Genomic DNA, 18,565 nt, shown 5'->3' on the forward strand with positions numbered 1-18,565 from the left:
CGGGCGTGCCCGGCCGGGCACGCCCGTACGGTGCGGTCGGGTCAGGCCTCGGCGCGCAGTCCGGCCAGCAGCTGATAGACGGTTTCGGTGCCTTGCCGCAGGGCTTCGACGCCGATGTGTTCGTCGGTGCCGTGCATGCGCTTGAGCATGTCCCGGTTCACGGTGAACGGGTACATGCCGTAGACGGGCACGTTCTGTTCCCGGAACGGCACCGCGCTGGTGACCGCCTCGAACTGGCAAGCGGTGGCCCGTACTCCGGGGTGTGTCCTGCGTACGGCTGTCTGCCAGGCACGGAAGACGTCCGTGTCGTAGTCGGAATCGGGCACGGCCAGGTAGCCGCGCAGCCGGTCCAGGGCCTGTTGCTCGCTCTCGCCGGGGTTGCCGACCACGGTCAGCGCCGCCCGGTTGCCGATCAGCGAGCGCAGTTCGGCGACGATGCGGCCGGGGTCGTCGGCCCCGGGGAGGAAGGCGGCCCGGAACTCCGCGGTCGCCGTGCCCGGCACGATGCTCGGGTAGTAGCCGGACTGCGCGGAGGTGAAGGCGAGTGTGGTGCGCAGCATCGCGTTGTGCAGCTCAGGGGTCTCGCTGAGCAGTACCACCGCTTCGCCGGCCCTGTCCCGCTGCTGTTCCGTACGGGCATTGAGCATCTCGCGCAGGGCCTCGGCGAGCGACCGGTCGGTGGTGGCCTCGGCCAGTTCGGCGAAGTACTGCCGGGACAACGCGTTGGGACGGATGTGTGCGCGCCACTGCCCGAGTTGGTCAAGCACCTCCCCCAGCCGGATCACGGCCTGTCCTGTGAATGGCTTGGACGTGTGGGTGGCGTACGAGGAGGTCTCCAGGCGCAGCAGCAGGGAGCGCTTGTCGTTGCAGGTGAGCGAGGCGATCATGGGTGTCCTGCCGTCGCGCTGGTTGAGCACCCAGCCACCCTCGGTGATGACCGCGCCCGCGTCGACCTTGCCGGGGTGTTCCGAGAGGAACCAGCGCACCCCGTAGGGCCCCTGCTCCTCGTCGCAGTCGGACCAGAACACGATGTCGCGGTCGAAGGCCGCGCCCTCGCGGACATGGCGCAGCAGAGCGGCGACGAATGCGGCGTTGACGCCCTTCATGTCGAGCGAGCCGCGGCCGTACAGCTTGCCGTCCTCGATGTCTCCGGCGAAGGGGTCCGTCGTCCATTTGTCACCGATGGCGGGGACCACGTCGGAGTGGCCGAGCAGGACGAGTGGTTTCTTCCGGGCCGGCCCGCTGCCGGGGACACGGGCGAAGAAGTGGACGTTGCCTTCCTTGGGGGTGGGCACGATCTCGGTGCTCACCCCGGCCGCACGGAAGATTCCCTGGAGCATCTGGGCGAACGGCTGGGTGAGGGCACCGTCGCCGGGGTTGCTGGTGTTCTGGCGGATCATGGCCACGGCGAGGCCCACGGCGTCGGTGGGATCGCCCTCGAAGGAGACACCGCCCGCGGCGGTCGGCGCGGCTGCCGACGCTCCGGGTGTCGTGGCCGGGACCGCACCGAGGCCCAGCACCGCGCCCGCGACGGCCGTCGCTCCGGCGCCGAGCACGGAGCGTCGTGACGGCCGGGCCCCGGGAAGTCCGTCCAGGCAGGCGGAGATGACCGCTGCCGGGTTCTCCTGATGGGCATAGTGACCGCCCTCGACGGACAGCAGAGTGCACTCGCCACGGGTCCAGTCGATCCAGCGCCGCACGGTCACTTCGGGCACGTGCGGGTCCTCGGTGGCCCACACCGCGCGCAACTCGACGTGCGGTACGGGACTTCGGCTGCCGTCGTAGTCCGCGGCCAACTGCAGATCGGCGATGACGGGAGGCAGCAGCACCTCCTCGAACTCGGGGTCCGCCAGCAGCTCCGGGTCGGTCAGTCCGGTCCCGGTCGCGAAGGCACGGGCGTCCTCGACGGTCACGTCGCCACCGTCGCCGTGGAAGTCACCGGGGCACTGTCCGGCCACCGCGCACAGCCGCACGACCGGCACCCCGGCGTCGAGCAGCCGGCAGCACGTCTCGTACGCAAGGAGTGCACCGAGGCTGACGCCGATCAGCACCAGTCGCCGCCCTGCCCGCAGTGCGCGTATCTCGGCCGCCACGGCATCCGCGTAGGCGGTCATGTCGGTGACGGGTTCCTCGTCGACGCGGGTACCGCGGCCCGGCGGTGTGATGAGCGCGAGTGCGGTGTCCTCGGGCAGCCGGCCCCGCCAGTTCGCGAACGTCGAACCGTGGGCACCGGTGGGTGCGAAGCAGACGGCGAGGGTGCCGGCCGCGCTGTCCGGGGGGTTTTCGCCCGGCACGCTCAACCATGGGACGTTCATGCCTGTTCCTCCTGCTGGGTCTCGCGGCACAGTGCGGCGATCGCGGTGACGGTGGGTGCGCCGAGGATGCGGCGCAGTGGGACGCGTCGGCCTGCTGTCTTCGCAAGCCGGTTGGCGAGCCGCACGGCGAGCAGGGAGTGGCCTCCGGCGTCGAAGAAGTTCTGGTCCGCCGAGGCCGGTGGGGCACCGAGCAGTTCCTGCCAGAGGGTGGCGACAGCGGCCTCGGTGTCATCGGTCGGGGTGAATCCGGCCGTCCGCTCCTGCCCGATGCTCTCCACGAGCGTGCGCAGGGCGGTGCGGTCGAGCTTGCCGTTGGTGCTCAGCGGAAGCCTCGGGACCTGCTGAATTCGGGCAGGCAGCATGTAGTCGGGCAGCCGGTCGCGTAGATAGCCGCGCAGTGCGGCGGTGCCGCTCTCCTCGTCGGCGGTGAAACAGGCGACGGTGCGTGCTTCGCCGCCCTCGTTCTCCGCGTACGCCCCCGCGTCGGTGATGTCCGGCGCCTTGCGCAGCGTGGCCTCGATCTCCTCCAGCTCGACGCGGTAGCCGCGTACCTTGATCTGGTTGTCTGCGCGTCCGATGATCTCCAGTACCGCGTCCGGGAGTTGGCGGCCGCGGTCTCCGGTCCGGTAGTGCAGGACTCCTGCGTCGTCCGTGGTGAAGCGGTCTTCGCCGTCGCCGCCGAGATAGCCGAGGGCGAGCGGAGGCCCGGAGACCCACACCTCACCTGTCACACCGGATGGCAGCCGTCGGCCGAGGCGGTCGCGGACCGAGAGCGAGGCACCCGCCACGGGCCTCCCGACGGGGACGCGTTCGGCGTCCGAGGGCAGTCGGGCGGTGTCGTACGCGGCGACGTTGGAGGCGGTTTCCGTCATGCCGTACAGGTTCAGCAGCGTGGCGTCGGGCCAGACCTCACGGAAGCGCAGGACCGTGTCCACCGGCAGGGTGTCGGCGCCACTGGTGACCAGCACGGGCCGGTGCCCGCCGGGGCGTCCGGCGCTCTCCTCCAGCAACCCGGCAATCAGCTGCGGGGTCAGGTAGAGATGCGTGATCCGCTCCTGCTCGACGGCGGCGGCGAACAGCACCGGGTCGAGTAGTTCGTCGGTACCGAGCACGACGGACGGAATGCCCTTCAGCAGTCCGCCCAGCAGCTCCCAGGGCGAGGCGACCAGCGCCAGGGATTTCTGGACGGCCAGTACCGCGTCGTCGGGGAACGGGTGGTCCCGCCACATCCATTCCAGCCGTCCGCGGACCGAACGCCGGCTGATGCGTACGCCCTTGGGGTTTCCGGTCGTCCCCGAGGTGTAGACGATGTGGAACAGCGCGTCGTCGTCGGGCTCCTGCCCGGGGGCCTGGTGCAGCGGGCCGTCGGTGAGGGGTGCGAGTGTGACGCGGGGGGCGTCCAGTGTGGGGAACTGATCGAGTCCGGGCTCGGCCAGCACGCAGTGCGGTCCTGTCTCCTCCACCATCCGGCGCTGTCGTCGCACGGGTATCGCAGGGTCGAGCCCGAGGTAGGCGGCACCCGTTTTCAGTACGGCGAGAACTCCGGCGACGGCGGCGGGGCCGCGCTGGGCGGCAAGTGCCACCAGCGAGCCGGGGCCCGTCCCTTTGGCGGCGAGCCGGGCGGCCAGCCGGCCGCTCCACTCGTCGAGTTCGCGGTAGGTGAGGCTGGTGCCGGTGTGGCGCAGGGCGACGGCCCGGGGGTGGGCCGCCACCTGCTCGGCGAAGCGTTCCAGCAGGGTCGGCGTGGTCATCGTTGATCGTCTCCGGGCAGCAGATCGAGGGAACGGATGGTGGTGTGCTCCGCACGCTCCGGGTCGGTCAGGGCCCGCAGAGCGATCAGCGTGGATTCCAGTACGTTGCGGGCGGCCGGGGCGTCGAGCAGCTCCTGCTGGTAGGCGTACTGCAACAGCAGCCGGTCGGGGCCGTGCGGCTGGACGTACAGCGCGCAGTCGTACTTGGTGTAGCCGGTGTCCAGCTCGACGAAGCGGAACCCGACGTCCGAGGCGGTGGTGGCGCGCGCCGGGTACGGCAGCATGTTGAGCATGGTCTGGAAGACCGGTGTCGCCGAGGAGCTGCGTGAGGCGGCCGGAAGCCGCCGAAGCGTCCAGCCGAAGGGGTGATCGGCTGCGGCGTACGCGTCGTACACCGTCTCCCGCACCTGTGCGGTGAACTCCGCGAGGGTCGCGGCCGGGTCGATGTGCAGACGCAGCGGCAGCATGGCGAGCATGAACGCCGGTACCTCGGCCGCCTCCGGCCGCTCCCGGCCCGCCATCGGGGCGCCGACGATCACCTCGTCGGCGTCGCCGTAGTAGCTCAGGGCCAGCGCGTAGGCGGCCAGCAGCGGCACGAACGCGGTGGCGGAGGCGGACAGTGCGGTGTCGCGCAGCCGCTGGGACAGGCGCTCGTCGAGGACCGCCTCGGTCGTCTCGCCCCGGTAGGTGGGCGTGGCGGGCCGCTGTTTCTGCGCGATCTGCAGTGCCGGGAGATCGCCCGCGAGCCGGCGCAGCCAGTACTTCCCGGCCTCGGCGACCTCCTCGGTGGCAAGGCGCGCCTCCAAGTGGTCCAGATAGCGGTCGTACCGGGTGGCGCGCTCGGGGTCGGGGCCGGCCGGCTGCTGTTCGTACAGTTCGGCGAGCCGCTGGAACAGCACGGTGGCGCCCCAGCCGTCGAGGAGCAGTTCGTGCATGGTGACCAGCAGCCGGTGCTGTCCGCCGGGCAGTCGGAACAGCTCGGTCCGCACGGCGGGTTCGGCGAGGAGGTCGAAGGGCTTGGCAGCCTCCTCGGAGGCCACTGTGCGGAACTCGTCCGCGGTGATGTCCCGCGCCCGTCCGGGCGGCAGCACTTCCCAGTGCGGATAGTGGTGCACCACTGCCTGTGCGCCCGGCTCGTCGGTCTCGGCGAACCGGGCGAGGAGCAGCGGGTTCTCGGAGAGCAGCAGCTGCCAGGCTCGCGCCAGCCGTGCCACGTCCAGTGGCCCGTCCAGTTCCAGGGAGCCCTGGTAGCTGTAGTAGGGGCTGAGCGGGTCGAGTCGCCAGTGGAAGTAGACACCGGCCTGCTGCGGGGTGAGCGGCCGGGTCCTCGGGGCGTCCCAGGCATGTTCCGTACGGGTGCCGGCCGTCTGCTGCCGGTGGCGGCCGAGCACGGCCAGTGCGGCGGGGCTGCCGTCGCGCAGCACGTCGCGCAGGCCCGCGGCCGATCCCTCCTCCCGCAGTGCCGCGACCAGCCGCATGGCCAGCAGCGAGTCTCCGCCCAGCTCCAGGAACGAGTCGTCCCTGCCGACCCGGCCGGTGCCGAGGATTTGGGCGACGAGGGCCGCGATCGCAATCTCCGCGTCGCCGCGCGGTGGTGTGTACGGGCGGCGGTCGGGGCGGCTGCGGCGCGGTGGTGCGGGGAGCGCCTTGTAGTCCGTCTTGCCGTTCCGGGTGAGCGGAAGGCGGGGCAGGACGACGAAGGTGTGCGGCACCATCGGCGCGGGGAGCCGTTCGGCCAGATGAGCGCGGAGTGATTCCTCCGCCACCTCGTCGCCGGAGGCGGTGACATGGGCGACGAGCCGTGGCGGCTGGGCGGCCACAAAGATGTGGGCGCTCTCGCGGGCCACCAGGGCGCCGGTGTCGTCGGGGGTGTGGACGGTGACGGCGCAGGCGGCGATCGCGGGGTGGCCGCCGAGGACCGCTTCGATCTCGGCGAGCTCCATGCGCACGCCACCGAGCTTCACCTGCCGGTCGACCCGGCCCAGATACTCCAGCCGGCCGTCCGGCAGTACGCGTACGGCGTCCCCGGTGCGGTAGAGGCGCCCGCCGCCGTCGCCGAAGGGGTCGGTGAAGAAGGCGCGAGCGGTGCTGTCCGGTTCTCCGAGGTAGCCGCGGCCCACGGGGAGTCCTCCGACGAACAGCTCGCCGGTCTCCCCGTGCGCACAGGCGTGCCACTCCCCCTCCTCGCAACGAAGCACATACAGCGCTGCGTTTCCGATGGGAGAACCGATCGGCAGATGGCGTACTCCGGCGGCCGGCGGGCCGAGTACGGCATGGGTGACATCGTCCGAACACTCGGTGGGGCCATAGGCGTTGAGCAGTCCGACGCCCGGCATGGTCTTGTGCCACCGCCGGGCCAGGGCGGGTGCCAGCTCCTCGCCGGTGGCGATCATCCAGCGCAGCGCGCCGGGCCCGGTCCCTGCTCTCTCGTGGGCATCGAGCAGGAAGCGGATCAGTGTGGGTACGGTTTCCAGCACCGTGGTTCCGTGGCCGCGCAGCTCCTCCAGCAGCAGTGCGCCGTCCTGCGCCTGCTCGTCGCCGAAGATCTGTACGCGGCCGCCGACGAGCAGCGGAGCGAGCATCTGCCAGACGGAGATGTCGAAGCCCAGCGGTGCGGTCTGCGCCAGCCGGTCGTCGGCGGTCAGTCCGAGGTCGTCGACCTTGGCCCACAGATGGTTGAGCATCCCTTGGTGTTCGACGATCGCGGCCTTGGGGCGGCCGGTCGATCCGGAGGTGTAGAGGACATAGCGCACCTCGTCGGGGGCGGGTGGTGCGGTCCGGGTGTACGGGGGGTCCGCCGGTTCCGGTGCCGTGGTGGGGACCCCGGCCGCCTGGGCTCCCTTGATCAGTTCGCCGCTGTGCGCCGCTCCGCCGGTCGTCAGCATGAGCACGGCGCCGCTGTCGGTGAGGAGGGACTCGACGCGGGCGGCGGGCCAGGCGGCGTCCACCGGCAGATAGACGGCGCCCAGCAGCTCCAGTGCGAGAAAGGCCGTGATGACGTCGCTGCCGCGACGGCCGCCGACCGCGACGATCTGCCCGCGCGAGATTCCGGCAGCCGCCAGTTGTGCGGCTGTGCGACGCATCCGGTCTGCCAACTGGGCGTAGCCGATGGATATTTCGCCGTCGTCGATCGCCGCGCGATCAGGGTGCGTGGCCGAGTACCGCTCGACGTACGTGTGGACTCCCTCGCCCAGCTCGTACGGCTCGCTGCGGGTCAGCGCCAGGGCGACGGCCCGCTCCCGTGCCCCTTCGGCCAGCGGGAGCGTCGGATAGTGCTCGGGTATGCCGGTCACTACGCCCCCTTCTTCTCTGCGACGACGAGCAGGTACTCGACGGGCACGCCTGTGCCACGCTCATCGGTGGTGTGGAAGCCCTCGGTCATCTCGGCCATCTCCGCGCGCAGTTCCTTCCAGCGCGAGGGCGGCGAGATGGTGTTCTTCGCTGCGATGCAGGGACCGAAGCAGTTCTCGAAGAAGGCGACCAGATCCTCGGCTGTGTCGAACGGGTAGAAAAGTTCCCGGCGTTCGGACGTGACGGTGAATCCGGGGCCGAAGAGTTCGGCGAGATAGTCCGGGGAGCCCCACAGCATGGGCTGCCCCTGATGGCCGTTGGGCGAGGGGAAGTAGGCGGAGAGGATCTCCTGGAAGTGGGCGGTCCAGCTGCGTGCCGTCCAGTTGCACATGCCGATCCGGCCGCCGGGCCGCAGCGCCCGGGCCATCTCGCCGGATGACGCGGCATGGTCGGGCGCGAACTGGATCCCATAGGTGGAGGTCACGAGGTCGAACGACGCGTCGGCAAACGGGAGTTCCTGCGCGTCGCCGCGGCGCAACTCCACCTCGACACCGGCCCTTGAAAATCGTGCGCGCGCGTCGGGGAAGAACTCGTCGGTCAGATCCAGCCCGGTGACGTCACAGCCGCGCAGGGCGGACAGCAGCGCGACGTTGCCGTTCCCTGTGGCGACGTCCAGATGGCGGGTGTCCGGCTCCGGGGCGAGCCGGTCGACCAACTCGACGGCGCCGGGCCGCAGCAGATCGGCGACATGCCGGTACTCACCGTAGGACCACATGGTGCGGTTGATCTCCTGGATGTTCTGATCGATCGTCATGCGGATCCCCCTCAGAGTGTGAGCCGGACGCCCAGACCGGCGGCTTCGGCGCGGGCGTGGATACGGTCGGCGACGGCGACGTCGAGGATCGACATACCGAACGGGTTGCTGATCACGATCTCGTCCCGGTCTCGGCGGCCGGGGTGCCGCCCGGCGAGCACATCGCCGAGCGTGCCGTCGACGCGGCGGGCACCGGGCCGTGCGGTGACTCCTTCTCGCGGGGTGCCGTCGGGGCCGAGCAGGGTGCCCGCCCGGTGCATCCGGCCCAGCAGCCGGCGCGGGTCGTCACGGACCAGGCTCCAGTCGTCGACGATCACCGTGCCGGCCGAGAGCACCGCCGCCTCGGTGAGGTCGTCCAGCGAGACATGACAGACGAGCGCGCCCGGCCGCAGCCAGCCCGGCTCGATGTAGCCCCGGGTCACCGTCGTGACGGGCACGACGAGTTCGGCGTCCCGCACAGCCTCGCGCGGACCGTCGGCGAGCACCGTCTCGACGTCCGCGGCCCCGGGGAGCGAAGCGATGTAGCGGGCGACGGACTTCGCGCGGTCGGGCGCCATGTCGTACAGCGAGATTCGGCGCAGGGTGGGCACGGTGCGCAGCAGCAGTGCCACATGCGCCTGTGCGAGCGCGCCGCAGCCGAGGAGCGCCAGCTGTCGAGGCTCCTCCACCGCCAGATGGCGAACGGCGAGCGCGGTCACCGCCGCGGTGCGCATCGCGCTGATGTACGCGGCCTCCAGCAGTGCGAGGGGGCGAGCGGTCTCCGGGTCGAGGAGCATGGTGAAGCCCTGGGAGCGCGGTATGCCGCGTCCCGGGTTACCGATCGAGGCGTTGATGGTCTTCATGCCGATGACCGGTGGCCGGCCGTCCTGGACCAGCGCGCCGGGCATGGCCAGCAGCCGGGCCGGGTCGCCCTGCGGCGTGGTCCAGCCGAGGTAGGCCTCCTCGGGCAGGACCGACTGTCCGGCGGAGTGCAGCATGAGCGCCTCGGCCACCGCCGCCACGATGTCCACGTCGCGGGCCGCCACGATGACGTCCGCACGGGTCAGATAACGGAAGTGGCTGTCGGGGTATTGCTCGAAGTCCATTGCGGGCGAAGCTCCTTGGCGAGAGGGTCGGTGGTGGGCAGAGTCCGGGGGCGGTTCAGTCGCCGGCGCCGCGCGGCCCGCGCAGCATCGCGAAGGGGACGAGCGCACCGAGCAGCAGTACGCAGGCGAGCGCGACCCAGCCGGCCGTGCCGAGGGCTAGGACGACGCCGGTCATCAGCACCGGGCCCACGACTCGGTTGGCAACGGTGCGGCTGGTGTTGAACAGCACCAGGTAGGCGCTGCGCGCCCGCTCGGGTGCCAGGTCGAAGGAGAGGGTCCACGAGGCGCCGACCTGGAGCAGTTCGGCGAACGTCAGGAGGACGACGGCGGCACCGAGCACCAGCAGTGCTTCCCGTGTTCCGAGGCCAGGGGCGGCGGCGAAGGCCAGGGTGCCGCAGCTGAGCAGCAGTGCCGCGGTCGCGTACGAGTACCACGCCCGGCGCGTTGTGCTGTAGCAGCGGTTGAGCGGGTACTGAAGGACGATGCACAGCACGGTGTTGACGGCGTACAGGATTCCGACATAGCGCTCCGGTACGTCGGTCCCGGTGACGAGCCACAGGGGGAAGGCCACGTTGAGCACCGGCATCCAGAGCGACACCAGTGCGTTGTACGCGGTGAAGCCCAGCAGCCTTCGGTCCTTGAGCAGTTCCGCGACGCGGGCGCTCTCGACAGCGGTCGCGGCCTCCTCTCCCTGTGCGGTGGCGTACACCACGGCCACCACCACATAGGCGAGTGCGCCACCGATCAGCAGCGGCCGGAAGGCTCCGGGCGCTCCGGAACCCAGGGCGACTCCGGCGATCAGCCCGCCCAGACTGATGCCGAGGTTGACGACGGTGCGCTGCACGGCCATCACCTTCGCGCGCAGGCTCTCGGGGGCTCGCGCACCGACGTACGACTGCACCAGTGGGGGCGAGGACTGCTCGGTGACGGCGATGACGGCGACCACGAGGAGAAAGCTCCACCAGCCGTCCACCCACAGATAGCCGACGGTGGCCAGGGCGCGCAACAGCATCACACCGATCAGCACCGGCTTCGGCCCGAAGCGTCCGGCCAGCCGGGCGATGGGCACGGCGGCGGCGATGGCGACGGCTCCGCCGATCGTCAGGCCGGTGCCGACGGATGACGTGCTGAGATGAGCGACCTTGACGAAGTAGATGGTCGAGACGGCGAGGAACAGTCCCGTTCCGGTCCACTCGATCAGCGTGGCGCCCTGGACCAGCGGCAGGAACTGCCGGTAGCCGGTGCCCGTCCGCCGCCGGTCAAGGGTGGTGCTCGTGCCCATGGTCAGTGCTCCTGGTGCTTTCGGTCGAAGAAGAGGCCTTCGCGGCGCAGTTGTTCCACGGCGGCCGTGATCTCCTTGACGATGCCCTGCTCGGTCGCCCAGTCGTCGCAGTAGAGGGTGTCGCGGTATTTGCCGCCGCCGTCGGCGGCCAGGCAGACCGCGAGCCGGTCGTCCATGCGGCCGTTCTCCAGGTCGGTCAGCAGCGCGCGTACGGCGCAGCCGCTGGATCCCCCGAGGACAAGTCCCACGTCCTCGGCGAGGATCCGGCAGACGGCGATCGCCTCGATGTCGTCGACGTGCACGGCACGGTCGTAGCCGTGCGACCCATGCAGGAAGGTGGACGGCCGACTGGCTCCGATGCCCGGCAGCAGCCGGCGTCCGGCGCTGCCTGCGACGGCCAGCGAACCACGTACGTCCACGGCGACCGCGGCGACGTCGGGCCGGTGCCGGCGCAGATGTGCGCTGATGCCGGCGAGGGTGCCACCGGTGGAGACCGGCACGTACACCGCGCCGAGATCCAATCCCGCCTGCTCGGTGATCTCGGGTCCGGTGGTGCGGCGGTGGATGTCGGGCGAGGCCCAGTTCTCGTACTGGTTGGGCCAGCGGTACCCGGGGTTGCGGTCGCACAGCTCGCGCACCCTGCGCAGCCGGCTCAGCAGGTAGCCGCCCTGTCCGTCCGGTTCGTCGACGACGATCACCCGGGCGCCGCGTTCGGTCAGCGTGGTGCGGGTGGCGTGCGGGGTCTTGAGATCGACCACCGCGAGGAAGACGCAGTCGATGGAGGGCAGCAGCCGGGCCAGGGCCAGGCCGAGATTGCCGGAGGTGGATTCCACCACCACCGCGCCCGGGGTGAGCGGTCGTTCGTCGTGCAGCGCCTGTAACAACCCCACGGCGCTGCGGTCCTTCACCGATCCGGTGGGGCCGTGTTCCTCAAGTTTCAGTCCCAGACGCCGCACCCGGCCCCGGTGGGCGACGTCCAGGTGGAGTAAGGGAGTCTTGCGGAGGGCCCGTGCCAGGACGGGTTTGACACGCGGCACTGCTTCCCCCTGTGCGATGCGTCGTTGACCTTTTCCATGGTTCGACCGGTCTGCCCCGCTGCGCGCACTCCGACCTTAGGCATGCACCCCCCGGTGTCACCACGCCACTGCCCGGCGTGCTTGTCGCTCTTGGCCAGAACAGCGCTTGACGCCTCTTCGCGCTCCTCCGTTTCCCCGCTGAGGATCCCAGCGCCGACGGGAGGGACGGCTCAGTGGTCCGCCGCGCGCGGGGTACGGTCGGCAATTCGAAATGGCCGGTTCGGTACAACACCCGTCGGTGCTGCCGGACCCACACGACGAGAACCGTCCCGGCCCTGTGCCGGAAAGGTTCCGTCGCTGTGCGGTCGGAGCCCCACGTGGTGGCCCGGACTGCCGGACAGAGGCCGGCCGGGCCGCCGACATGGTCAGTGAACTCCCGTGCCCTGCCACCGGATCCGGCGTGTGCTCGGCGGGCATGCCGTGGGATCCGGCGCAGGGTGGCGGGTCGTCAGCAGATCCGCGGCAGTTGCTCCCCGACGGGCAGGTCGACCACCCGTGTACCGCCGAGCCCGGTGCGGGCCACCACCATGCCCGGGTGGGCATCCACCACCTCACCGATCACTGCCGCGTCCCCGCCCAGCGGGTGTGCACGCATCGCGTCCAGAACCGCATCGGCGTGTTCACGCGGTACGAACGCCACCAGTTTCCCCTCGTTGGCGACGTACATCGGATCGAGGCCCAGGATGGCGCAGGCATTGGCCACCGGCGGCGGGACAGGGACGTGTCGCTCCTGGATCACGACGCCGGTGCCCGACGCCGCCGCGATCTCGTTGAGGGATGCGGCGAGCCCGCCGCGGGTGGGGTCGCGCAGTACATGCAGATCCGGGGTGACCGCGAGCATGGCCTCCACGAGTCCTCCCAGAGCCGCGCAGTCGCTTTCGATCTCGACGCCGAACTCCAGTCCCTCGCGCACGCTCATGATCGCCACGCCGTGGACACCGATCGCCCCGCTGACGATCACGACGTCACCCGGGACGACACGCTGTGGACGCAGGTCGACGCCGGCCGGGATGAGGCCGATGCCGGCAGTGTTGATGAAGATGCCGTCGCCGTGACCGGCTTCGACCACCTTGGTGTCCCCCGTCGCCACCTCGACGCCCGCGTTCCGCGCGGCGGTGCCGAAGGCGTCGGCCACGCGCGCGACGACGGAGAGCTCGACGCCCTCCTCCAGGATGAATCCGCAGGACAGATAAGCGGCACGCGCACCGCTCATGGCCAGATCGTTGAGGGTGCCGTTGACCGCGAGGTCGCCGATACTGCCACCGGGGAAGAACAGCGGTCGCACCACGAACGAGTCGGTGGAGAAGGCCAGGCGGGCGCCGCCCAGCGACACCGTTGCCGAATCGCCCATCTGCGCGAGCACCTCACCTCCGAACGCGGGGGCGAAGATGTGCTGGACCAGCTCGGCGGAGAGCGCGCCGCCACCACCGTGGCCCATCACGATGCGCGGGTGATCCCGCAGCGGGGCCGGGCACGTCCATGCCGTGGGATCGAGCGGCGGGATACCGGAGGGAGGCGTTGCCGAAGCGGTTACGTCACCGCGCGTGGGGGTCTCGACGGTCTCAGCCAACGGAGCTCGCCTCCACAGGTGCGGTCTTCTTCATGTCCAGCCGCCGGTAGAGGTAGTACGCGGCGCAGGCGCCCTCGCTGGAGACCATGGTCGCTCCGAGTGGGGTGCGAGGAGTGCAGATGGTGTCGAATGCCTCGCATTCATGGGGCTTCAGCAGCCCCTGCAGAACCTCTCCGCTGCGGCACTGAGCGGGCTCGCGGGTATCGATACCGGTCACCGAGAAGCGGTATTCGGCGTCGTAGTCCCGATAGCGCGGGGAGAGCCGCCAGCCGCTGCCGGGGATGACACCGATGCCGCGCCAGGACCGGTCGGTCACCTCGAAGACGTCCTCCAGCATGGCCAGAGCGGCGGGGTTTCCCTCTGGGCGCACTGCGCGCGGGTAGGCGTTGTCCACCGTGTGTTCACCGCGTTCCAGCTGGGCCACGGTACGGCGCACGCCTTCCAGAATGTCCAGCGGTTCAAATCCTGTCACCACGATCGGGACGCCGAACCGTTCGGCCAGCTCGGGATACTCGCCCACGCCCATGACGCTGCACACATGTCCTGCGGCAAGGAATGCCTGCACCCGGCAGCTCGGCGACTGCATGATCGCCTCGATCGCCGGTGGCACCCGGACATGGGACACCAGCAGACTGAAGTTTCGGATGCCGAGCCTGCGCGCCTGATAAACCGTCATCGCGTTGGGAGGCGCGGTGGTTTCGAAGCCGATTCCGAAGAACACGACCTCCCGATCCGGGTTCTGCTGGGCAATCCTCAGCGCGTCGAGCGGGGAGTAGACGACCCGTACGTCGCCGCCCTCGCTGCGGACCCGGAACAGGTCCCGGCCGGTGCCGGGGACGCGGAGCATGTCACCGAAGGAACAGAAGATCACCTCCGGGCGGGATGCGATCTCCAGCGCCTTGTCGATGACCTCCAGCGGGGTGACACACACCGGGCAGCCCGGCCCATGGATCAATTCGACCTGGTCCGGCAGCAGTTGGTCGATGCCATGCCGGATGATGGTGTGGGTCTGCCCGCCACAGACCTCCATCAGCGCCCACGGCCTGGTCACGGTGGCGCGGATCTCGTCGAGCAGCCGCCGGGCCAGTGCGGGGTCCTGGAATTCGTCGATGTACTTCACCGCTGCGCCTCCTGGGCTGCTTCACCGGAACCGGGCAGCGGCAGCCCGCCCGCCTCTGCCGCCATTTCCCACGGGTCGCCGAACTCTTCCTGAAGCATGCCAAGTTGGGCGAACAGCTCCAGTGTCTGCCGGGCCGAATCCTCGTCCAGTTTCTGCAGGGCGAACCCCACGTGGACGATGGCGTACTCGCCGACCTGAAGGTCCGGCAGGTACTCCAGACATGCTTCCTTGACCACTCCGCCGAAATCGACGGTGGCCATGCGGGTGCCGTCCCGTTCCTCGATTTCCAGTACTCTGCCGGGCACCGCCAGGCACATGACTTCTCCTTGCTGTGGTTGATCCGCCTGCCCGGTCCTGCCGGGACACGCCGTCAGTGGATGGCCGCACTCCCCTGCGCCGCGCCGATGCAGCCATCAAGTGTTCGGGCGGCGCGGGTTCGGGCGGCCACCATCACCTGCCCCAGTGCCAGCCCTCCGTCGTTCGGGGGGACCTGGTGGTGCAGCAGGACGGTGAAGTCGTGTCCGCGAAGCGTCCGGGCGCAGGCCGAGGAGAGCCGGGTGTTGGCGAACACTCCGCCGGTCAGGGCAACGGTGTCCAGGCCGTACCGCTCACGCGCCAGGACGCAGGTGCTGCGCACGAGGGCGGTGACCGACTCGTGGAAGCGTGCCGCGATGACGCCCGGCGCAGTACCCGCGCGCACGTCCTCCACCACCGCCGACAGTACGGGCGCGGGGTCGGCGATCAGCGCGCCCCCGCTGTCCGGTGCGGGAGAGCGCAGCGCAAAACCGTATCCCGCGCAGTCGCCCTCGGCCGCCCGGAGCGCGGCGGTTTCGAGTTCGACGGCAGCCTGGGCCTCGTATCCGGACCGGTGACAGATACCGGCGAGGGAGGAGACGGCGTCGAACAGCCGACCCATGCTGGAGGTGGGGACACAGTTGAGATTCCGTTCCAACTGCCTTGACAGTACGTCCAGTTCGTCGGACGGGCAGGCCACGGTGCACGGCAGGTCCTGCGCCCAGCCGATTCCTGCCGCGTGCAGATGTGCCAGGGCCATGCGGTAGGGACGCCGTACGGCGGCGTCGCCGCCCGGCAGAGGGACGTACGCGAGATGCCCGAACCGGTGGTAACCGTCGTAGTCCGCCAGCAGGATCTCTCCGCCCCACACGGCTCCGTCGTCGCCGTAGCCGGTGCCGTCGAACGCGACGCCGATCACCCGCCGGCTGCCGTCCAGGCCGTTTTCGGCCATTGCGGAGGCGATGTGTGCGTGATGGTGCTGTACGCGTACCAGCTGCCGTTCACCGGCCAGACGGCGGGTCAGCTGTCCCGAGCGGTATCCGGGATGTCTGTCGACGGCCAGGACTGCGGGTCGCACCCCGGTGATGGTCTCCAACTGCTGTCCGGCGTCCTCGAAGGCATGTTGTGTGGCGAGGTCGTCCATGTCACCGATATGGGCGGACAGCCAGGCTCTGCGCCCCTCCGCCAGGCACAGGGTGTTTTTGAGGTCGCCGCCCGCAGCGAGGATCGCCGGTACCGGGAGAGGCAGTTCGACGGGCCGGGGGGCGTAACCGCGTGAGCGGCGGACAGTCAGCAGTTCCCCGTCGCAGACGCGTACGACGGAGTCGTCGCACGGTACCTGGATCGGGCGGTCGTGGGTCAGCCAGGCATCGGTCAGACGGGCGAGCCGGTCCAGCGCCTCGGCGTCGTCGGTGACGATCGGCTCCCCGGCCACGTTGCCGCTCGTCATGACGAGAAGGCGTGGCCCGGCCGGGTCGCCGGGCAGGCCGAGGAGCAAGTGGTGCAGGGGGGTGTAGGCAAGCATGACGCCGAGATCGGGGCTGCCCGGGGCGACGTTGTCCGACGGTGCCGGGGTGTCCGGCCCGGGGAGGGCGCGGCGGCGGCGCCTCAGCAGGACGATCGGCCGGACGGCGCCGGTGAGCAGCGCCCGCTCCTGCGCACCGACATGGACGAGGTGTTCGATGTCGCCGATGTCGCGGGCCATCAGGGCGAACGGCTTGTCTCCACGGGCCTTGCGGCGGCGGAGTGCGGCCACGGCCCCGGCGTTGGTCGCATCGCACGCGAGGTGGTATCCGCCGAGCCCCTTGACGGCGAGGATCGCTCCGCCGGTCAGGAGTCTGCGGGCCTCGGCGACCGGGTCCGCTGCGGTGATACGTCGTGGGGCCTTGCCCGGGTCCGGGTACGCCACCAGCAGATCGAGGCGCGGCCCGCATCGGTGACAGGCGACCGGCTGGGCGTGGAAGCGGCGGTCTGCGGGGTCTGCGTACTCGCGGGCGCAGTCGGGGCACATGGGGAAGCGGGCCATGGTGGTGTGTGCGCGGTCGTACGGCAGATCCATGACGATGGTGAACCGCGGCCCACAGTTGGTGCAGGTGATGAAGGGATGCCGGTGGCGCCGGTCCGCGGGGTCGGCCAGCTCGGCGAGACAGTCGGCGCAGGTGGCCACGTCCGGGGGGACCAGCGTGCGGGAAGGTCCGCCGGTCCGGGAGGCGACGATGGTGAATCCGGCACCGCCCTCGGCGGGGACTTCCCGGTGCTCGACGGAATCGAGGACGGCCATGGGCGGTGCGTTCGCGACGATCCCTTCGCAGAACAGGGCCACGGCAGCAGGTGAGCCCTCGACTTCCGCGACGACGCCCTCGGGGGTGTTGGTGACGTGTCCCGCCAGGCCCATCGCGAGGGCGCGCGTGTACAAGTAGGGCCGGAACCCGACGCCTTGGACGACGCCCCGGACGGTGACCCGGCGACGTTGCGCCGGCTCACCCATGAGCGGGCCGGACCGTTGGGCCGTCACCCGCGGGTCTGCGCCATGGCGCCGGACGCATCCGTCGCAGCTCCTGGCTCGCCCCGACCGGCATGCGTATGGAGGTGGTCGTGAGAGGTCTCGCCGGGTTCTGCGTGTGTGTGAGTGTGCGTGGAGTGGTGCTGCTGGGCCATGACGGGCCGGTGGACCGGGGCTCCGTTCGCGGCGTCCAGCGCCCGTTCGAGGAGCGCCCCGACGCCGTCACCGCGCCGGGCAGAGGTGAGAAGCACCTCCACACCGGGATTGACCTGCTCGACGTTGGCGCGGAACGCGTCCTCGTCGAAGGCCGCGGCCTCGGCGATGTCCGTCTTGGTGACGAGCACCAGGTGCGCCAGCCCAAAGGCGGTGGGGTATTTCAGCGGCTTGTCCTCGCCCTCGGTGACCGAGGCGAGGACGACCCTCAGAGTTTCGCCGAGATCGTACGAGGCCGGGCAGACCAGGTTGCCGACGTTCTCCACGAAGAGGAGCCGGGTGTCCTCGGGCAGCCACCCGTCGAGGTGTCCGCCCAGCATCCGTGCCTCCAGATGACAGAGGCCGTCGGTGAGCACCTGCTTGACCGGGGCTCCGGAGCGGGCCAGGCGCATGGCGTCGTTCTCGGTGGCCAGGTCGGCAGTCAGCGCCGCGACAGGGACGCCCGTCTCACGGGCCAGGACCAATTCGCGTTCGAGCAGTGCTGTCTTCCCACTGCCCGGGCTGGAGAGCAGATTGACGACCGCGGTGCCGCGGGCGGCCAGTTCGGTGCGCAGGTGGTGCGCTGTCGTGTCATTCTTCGCGAGTACCGCCTGCTGCAGATCGACCACACGGCACATGGTTCAGCGCTCCTCGGAAATCGGTTCACGGGTACGTCTCTGCGCAGGTCCTTCGTCCCAGTGGACGTCGGCGATCTGCAGTTCGCGGCCCGAGAGCAGCTCCGCGGTGGCCTCGCCGCACAAGGGGCAGCACAGCTGCGGAGGCATTCCGACCGCCCATTCGTCCGCACAGGGCGCGCAGCGTGCTGTCGCCCGTACGGAGTCGACCACCAGCTCCGCACCTTCCAGAACGGTCCCGTCGCAGGCCAGTTCGAAACAGAAGGACAGTGCGTCGGGGACCACTCCGGCCAGCTCGCCGACCTGGAGCCGGACGGATGTGACGGCGACGGCGCCGCCGGCTCGGGCTGCTTCTTCCACCTGGCCGACGACGGCCATGGCGATGGACATCTCGTGCATGGGTCTCCGTCCTGCCCACGTCATTACACCGGGGGATTGCGGCCGCAGCCGGGCTGGCTCGCCGACGCCGGACACTACGTACGCCATTCGGTGCAGCCCGGACCTGACGGATCGGGGTGCCCTCACATGCACCGCATGCGCACATAGCGCTTGAGGTCGGGCAGTACCTGGACCACGAGTGCGGCAACGGCGGCAGCGACCACGCCGCCGATGATGATCTTCTTCATGACGGTTTTCG

The 18,565-nt window shown here is 70.3% G+C and carries 14 protein-coding genes; all 14 read right to left on the reverse strand.

Going from position 1 to position 18,565, the window contains the following annotated elements; translation table 11 throughout:
• Positions 1 to 41: 41 nt before the first annotated feature.
• Positions 42 to 2,315 (reverse strand): M20/M25/M40 family metallo-hydrolase, encoded by a 2,274-nt coding sequence (locus IEZ15_RS23725; protein WP_189279264.1) that lies wholly within the window; start codon positions 2,313 to 2,315, stop codon positions 42 to 44.
• Positions 2,312 to 4,066, reverse strand: a complete 1,755-nt coding sequence (locus tag IEZ15_RS23730) for a non-ribosomal peptide synthetase (RefSeq protein WP_189279265.1) — start codon at positions 4,064 to 4,066, stop codon at positions 2,312 to 2,314. Before IEZ15_RS23730 ends, IEZ15_RS23725 begins: the two co-directional genes overlap by 4 nt.
• Positions 4,063 to 7,359, reverse strand: a complete 3,297-nt coding sequence (locus IEZ15_RS23735) for a non-ribosomal peptide synthetase (RefSeq protein WP_189279266.1) — start codon at positions 7,357 to 7,359, stop codon at positions 4,063 to 4,065. The genes IEZ15_RS23730 and IEZ15_RS23735 overlap by 4 nt, the downstream gene beginning before the upstream one ends.
• Positions 7,359 to 8,171, reverse strand: coding sequence for a class I SAM-dependent methyltransferase (locus IEZ15_RS23740; RefSeq protein ID WP_189279267.1), 813 nt, complete (start codon positions 8,169 to 8,171; stop codon positions 7,359 to 7,361). The genes IEZ15_RS23735 and IEZ15_RS23740 overlap by 1 nt, the downstream gene beginning before the upstream one ends.
• Before the next feature lie 11 nt (positions 8,172 to 8,182).
• Complete coding sequence (locus IEZ15_RS23745) at positions 8,183 to 9,256, reverse strand: ornithine cyclodeaminase family protein (RefSeq protein ID WP_189279268.1); 1,074 nt, start codon at positions 9,254 to 9,256, stop codon at positions 8,183 to 8,185.
• Positions 9,257 to 9,311: 55 nt separating this feature from the next.
• Positions 9,312 to 10,538 carry an MFS transporter gene (locus tag IEZ15_RS23750; protein ID WP_189279269.1) on the reverse strand — a complete coding sequence of 409 codons (1,227 nt, stop codon included), beginning with the start codon at positions 10,536 to 10,538 and terminating at the stop codon, positions 9,312 to 9,314.
• A gap of 2 nt (positions 10,539 to 10,540) precedes the next feature.
• On the reverse strand, positions 10,541 to 11,575 hold the full coding sequence (locus IEZ15_RS23755; RefSeq protein WP_189279270.1) for a pyridoxal-phosphate dependent enzyme: 1,035 nt from the start codon (positions 11,573 to 11,575) through the stop codon (positions 10,541 to 10,543).
• A gap of 487 nt (positions 11,576 to 12,062) precedes the next feature.
• Positions 12,063 to 13,118, reverse strand: coding sequence for a hydrogenase expression/formation protein HypE (gene hypE, locus IEZ15_RS23760; protein ID WP_114249459.1), 1,056 nt, complete (start codon positions 13,116 to 13,118; stop codon positions 12,063 to 12,065).
• A 58-nt stretch (positions 13,119 to 13,176) separates the two neighbouring features.
• A complete protein-coding gene (hypD, locus tag IEZ15_RS23765) occupies positions 13,177 to 14,304 on the reverse strand; it encodes a hydrogenase formation protein HypD (protein ID WP_189279271.1) in 1,128 nt (375 codons plus the stop codon).
• Positions 14,301 to 14,621, reverse strand: coding sequence for a HypC/HybG/HupF family hydrogenase formation chaperone (locus IEZ15_RS23770; protein WP_114248118.1), 321 nt, complete (start codon positions 14,619 to 14,621; stop codon positions 14,301 to 14,303). Before IEZ15_RS23770 ends, hypD begins: the two co-directional genes overlap by 4 nt.
• Positions 14,622 to 14,674: 53 nt before the next feature.
• The gene (hypF, locus tag IEZ15_RS23775) at positions 14,675 to 17,086 is read right to left on the reverse strand and encodes a carbamoyltransferase HypF (protein ID WP_189279272.1); all 2,412 of its coding nucleotides are present in this window, start codon (positions 17,084 to 17,086) and stop codon (positions 14,675 to 14,677) included.
• 23 nt (positions 17,087 to 17,109) lie between these two features.
• A complete protein-coding gene (gene hypB, locus IEZ15_RS23780; RefSeq protein ID WP_114248117.1) occupies positions 17,110 to 17,931 on the reverse strand; it encodes a hydrogenase nickel incorporation protein HypB in 822 nt (273 codons plus the stop codon).
• A 3-nt stretch (positions 17,932 to 17,934) separates the two neighbouring features.
• Positions 17,935 to 18,327 (reverse strand): hydrogenase maturation nickel metallochaperone HypA, encoded by a 393-nt coding sequence (hypA, locus tag IEZ15_RS23785; RefSeq protein WP_114248116.1) that lies wholly within the window; start codon positions 18,325 to 18,327, stop codon positions 17,935 to 17,937.
• Positions 18,328 to 18,449: 122 nt separating this feature from the next.
• Positions 18,450 to 18,554 carry a DUF6893 family small protein gene (locus IEZ15_RS47130; RefSeq protein ID WP_373302606.1) on the reverse strand — a complete coding sequence of 35 codons (105 nt, stop codon included), beginning with the start codon at positions 18,552 to 18,554 and terminating at the stop codon, positions 18,450 to 18,452.
• Between the last annotated feature and the right edge of the window lie 11 nt (positions 18,555 to 18,565).

Source organism: Streptomyces atratus (genome assembly GCF_014648655.1).
Taxonomy (GTDB): Bacteria; Actinomycetota; Actinomycetes; order Streptomycetales; family Streptomycetaceae; genus Streptomyces; species Streptomyces atratus.

Bases quoted from the DNA above. Each gene is read 5' to 3' on its own strand.
- IEZ15_RS23725 (WP_189279264.1), bottom strand. From the start codon at position 2,315: ATGAACGTCCCATGGTTGAGCGTGCCGGGCGAAAACCCCCCGGACAGC.
- IEZ15_RS23730 (WP_189279265.1), bottom strand. From the start codon at position 4,066: ATGACCACGCCGACCCTGCTGGAACGCTTCGCCGAGCAGGTGGCGGCC.
- IEZ15_RS23740 (WP_189279267.1), bottom strand. From the start codon at position 8,171: ATGACGATCGATCAGAACATCCAGGAGATCAACCGCACCATGTGGTCC.
- IEZ15_RS23745 (WP_189279268.1), bottom strand. From the start codon at position 9,256: ATGGACTTCGAGCAATACCCCGACAGCCACTTCCGTTATCTGACCCGT.
- IEZ15_RS23750 (WP_189279269.1), bottom strand. From the start codon at position 10,538: ATGGGCACGAGCACCACCCTTGACCGGCGGCGGACGGGCACCGGCTAC.
- IEZ15_RS23770 (WP_114248118.1), bottom strand. From the start codon at position 14,621: ATGTGCCTGGCGGTGCCCGGCAGAGTACTGGAAATCGAGGAACGGGAC.
- hypF (WP_189279272.1), bottom strand. From the start codon at position 17,086: ATGGGTGAGCCGGCGCAACGTCGCCGGGTCACCGTCCGGGGCGTCGTC.
- hypB (WP_114248117.1), bottom strand. From the start codon at position 17,931: ATGTGCCGTGTGGTCGATCTGCAGCAGGCGGTACTCGCGAAGAATGAC.
- hypA (WP_114248116.1), bottom strand. From the start codon at position 18,327: ATGCACGAGATGTCCATCGCCATGGCCGTCGTCGGCCAGGTGGAAGAA.
- IEZ15_RS47130 (WP_373302606.1), bottom strand. From the start codon at position 18,554: ATGAAGAAGATCATCATCGGCGGCGTGGTCGCTGCCGCCGTTGCCGCA.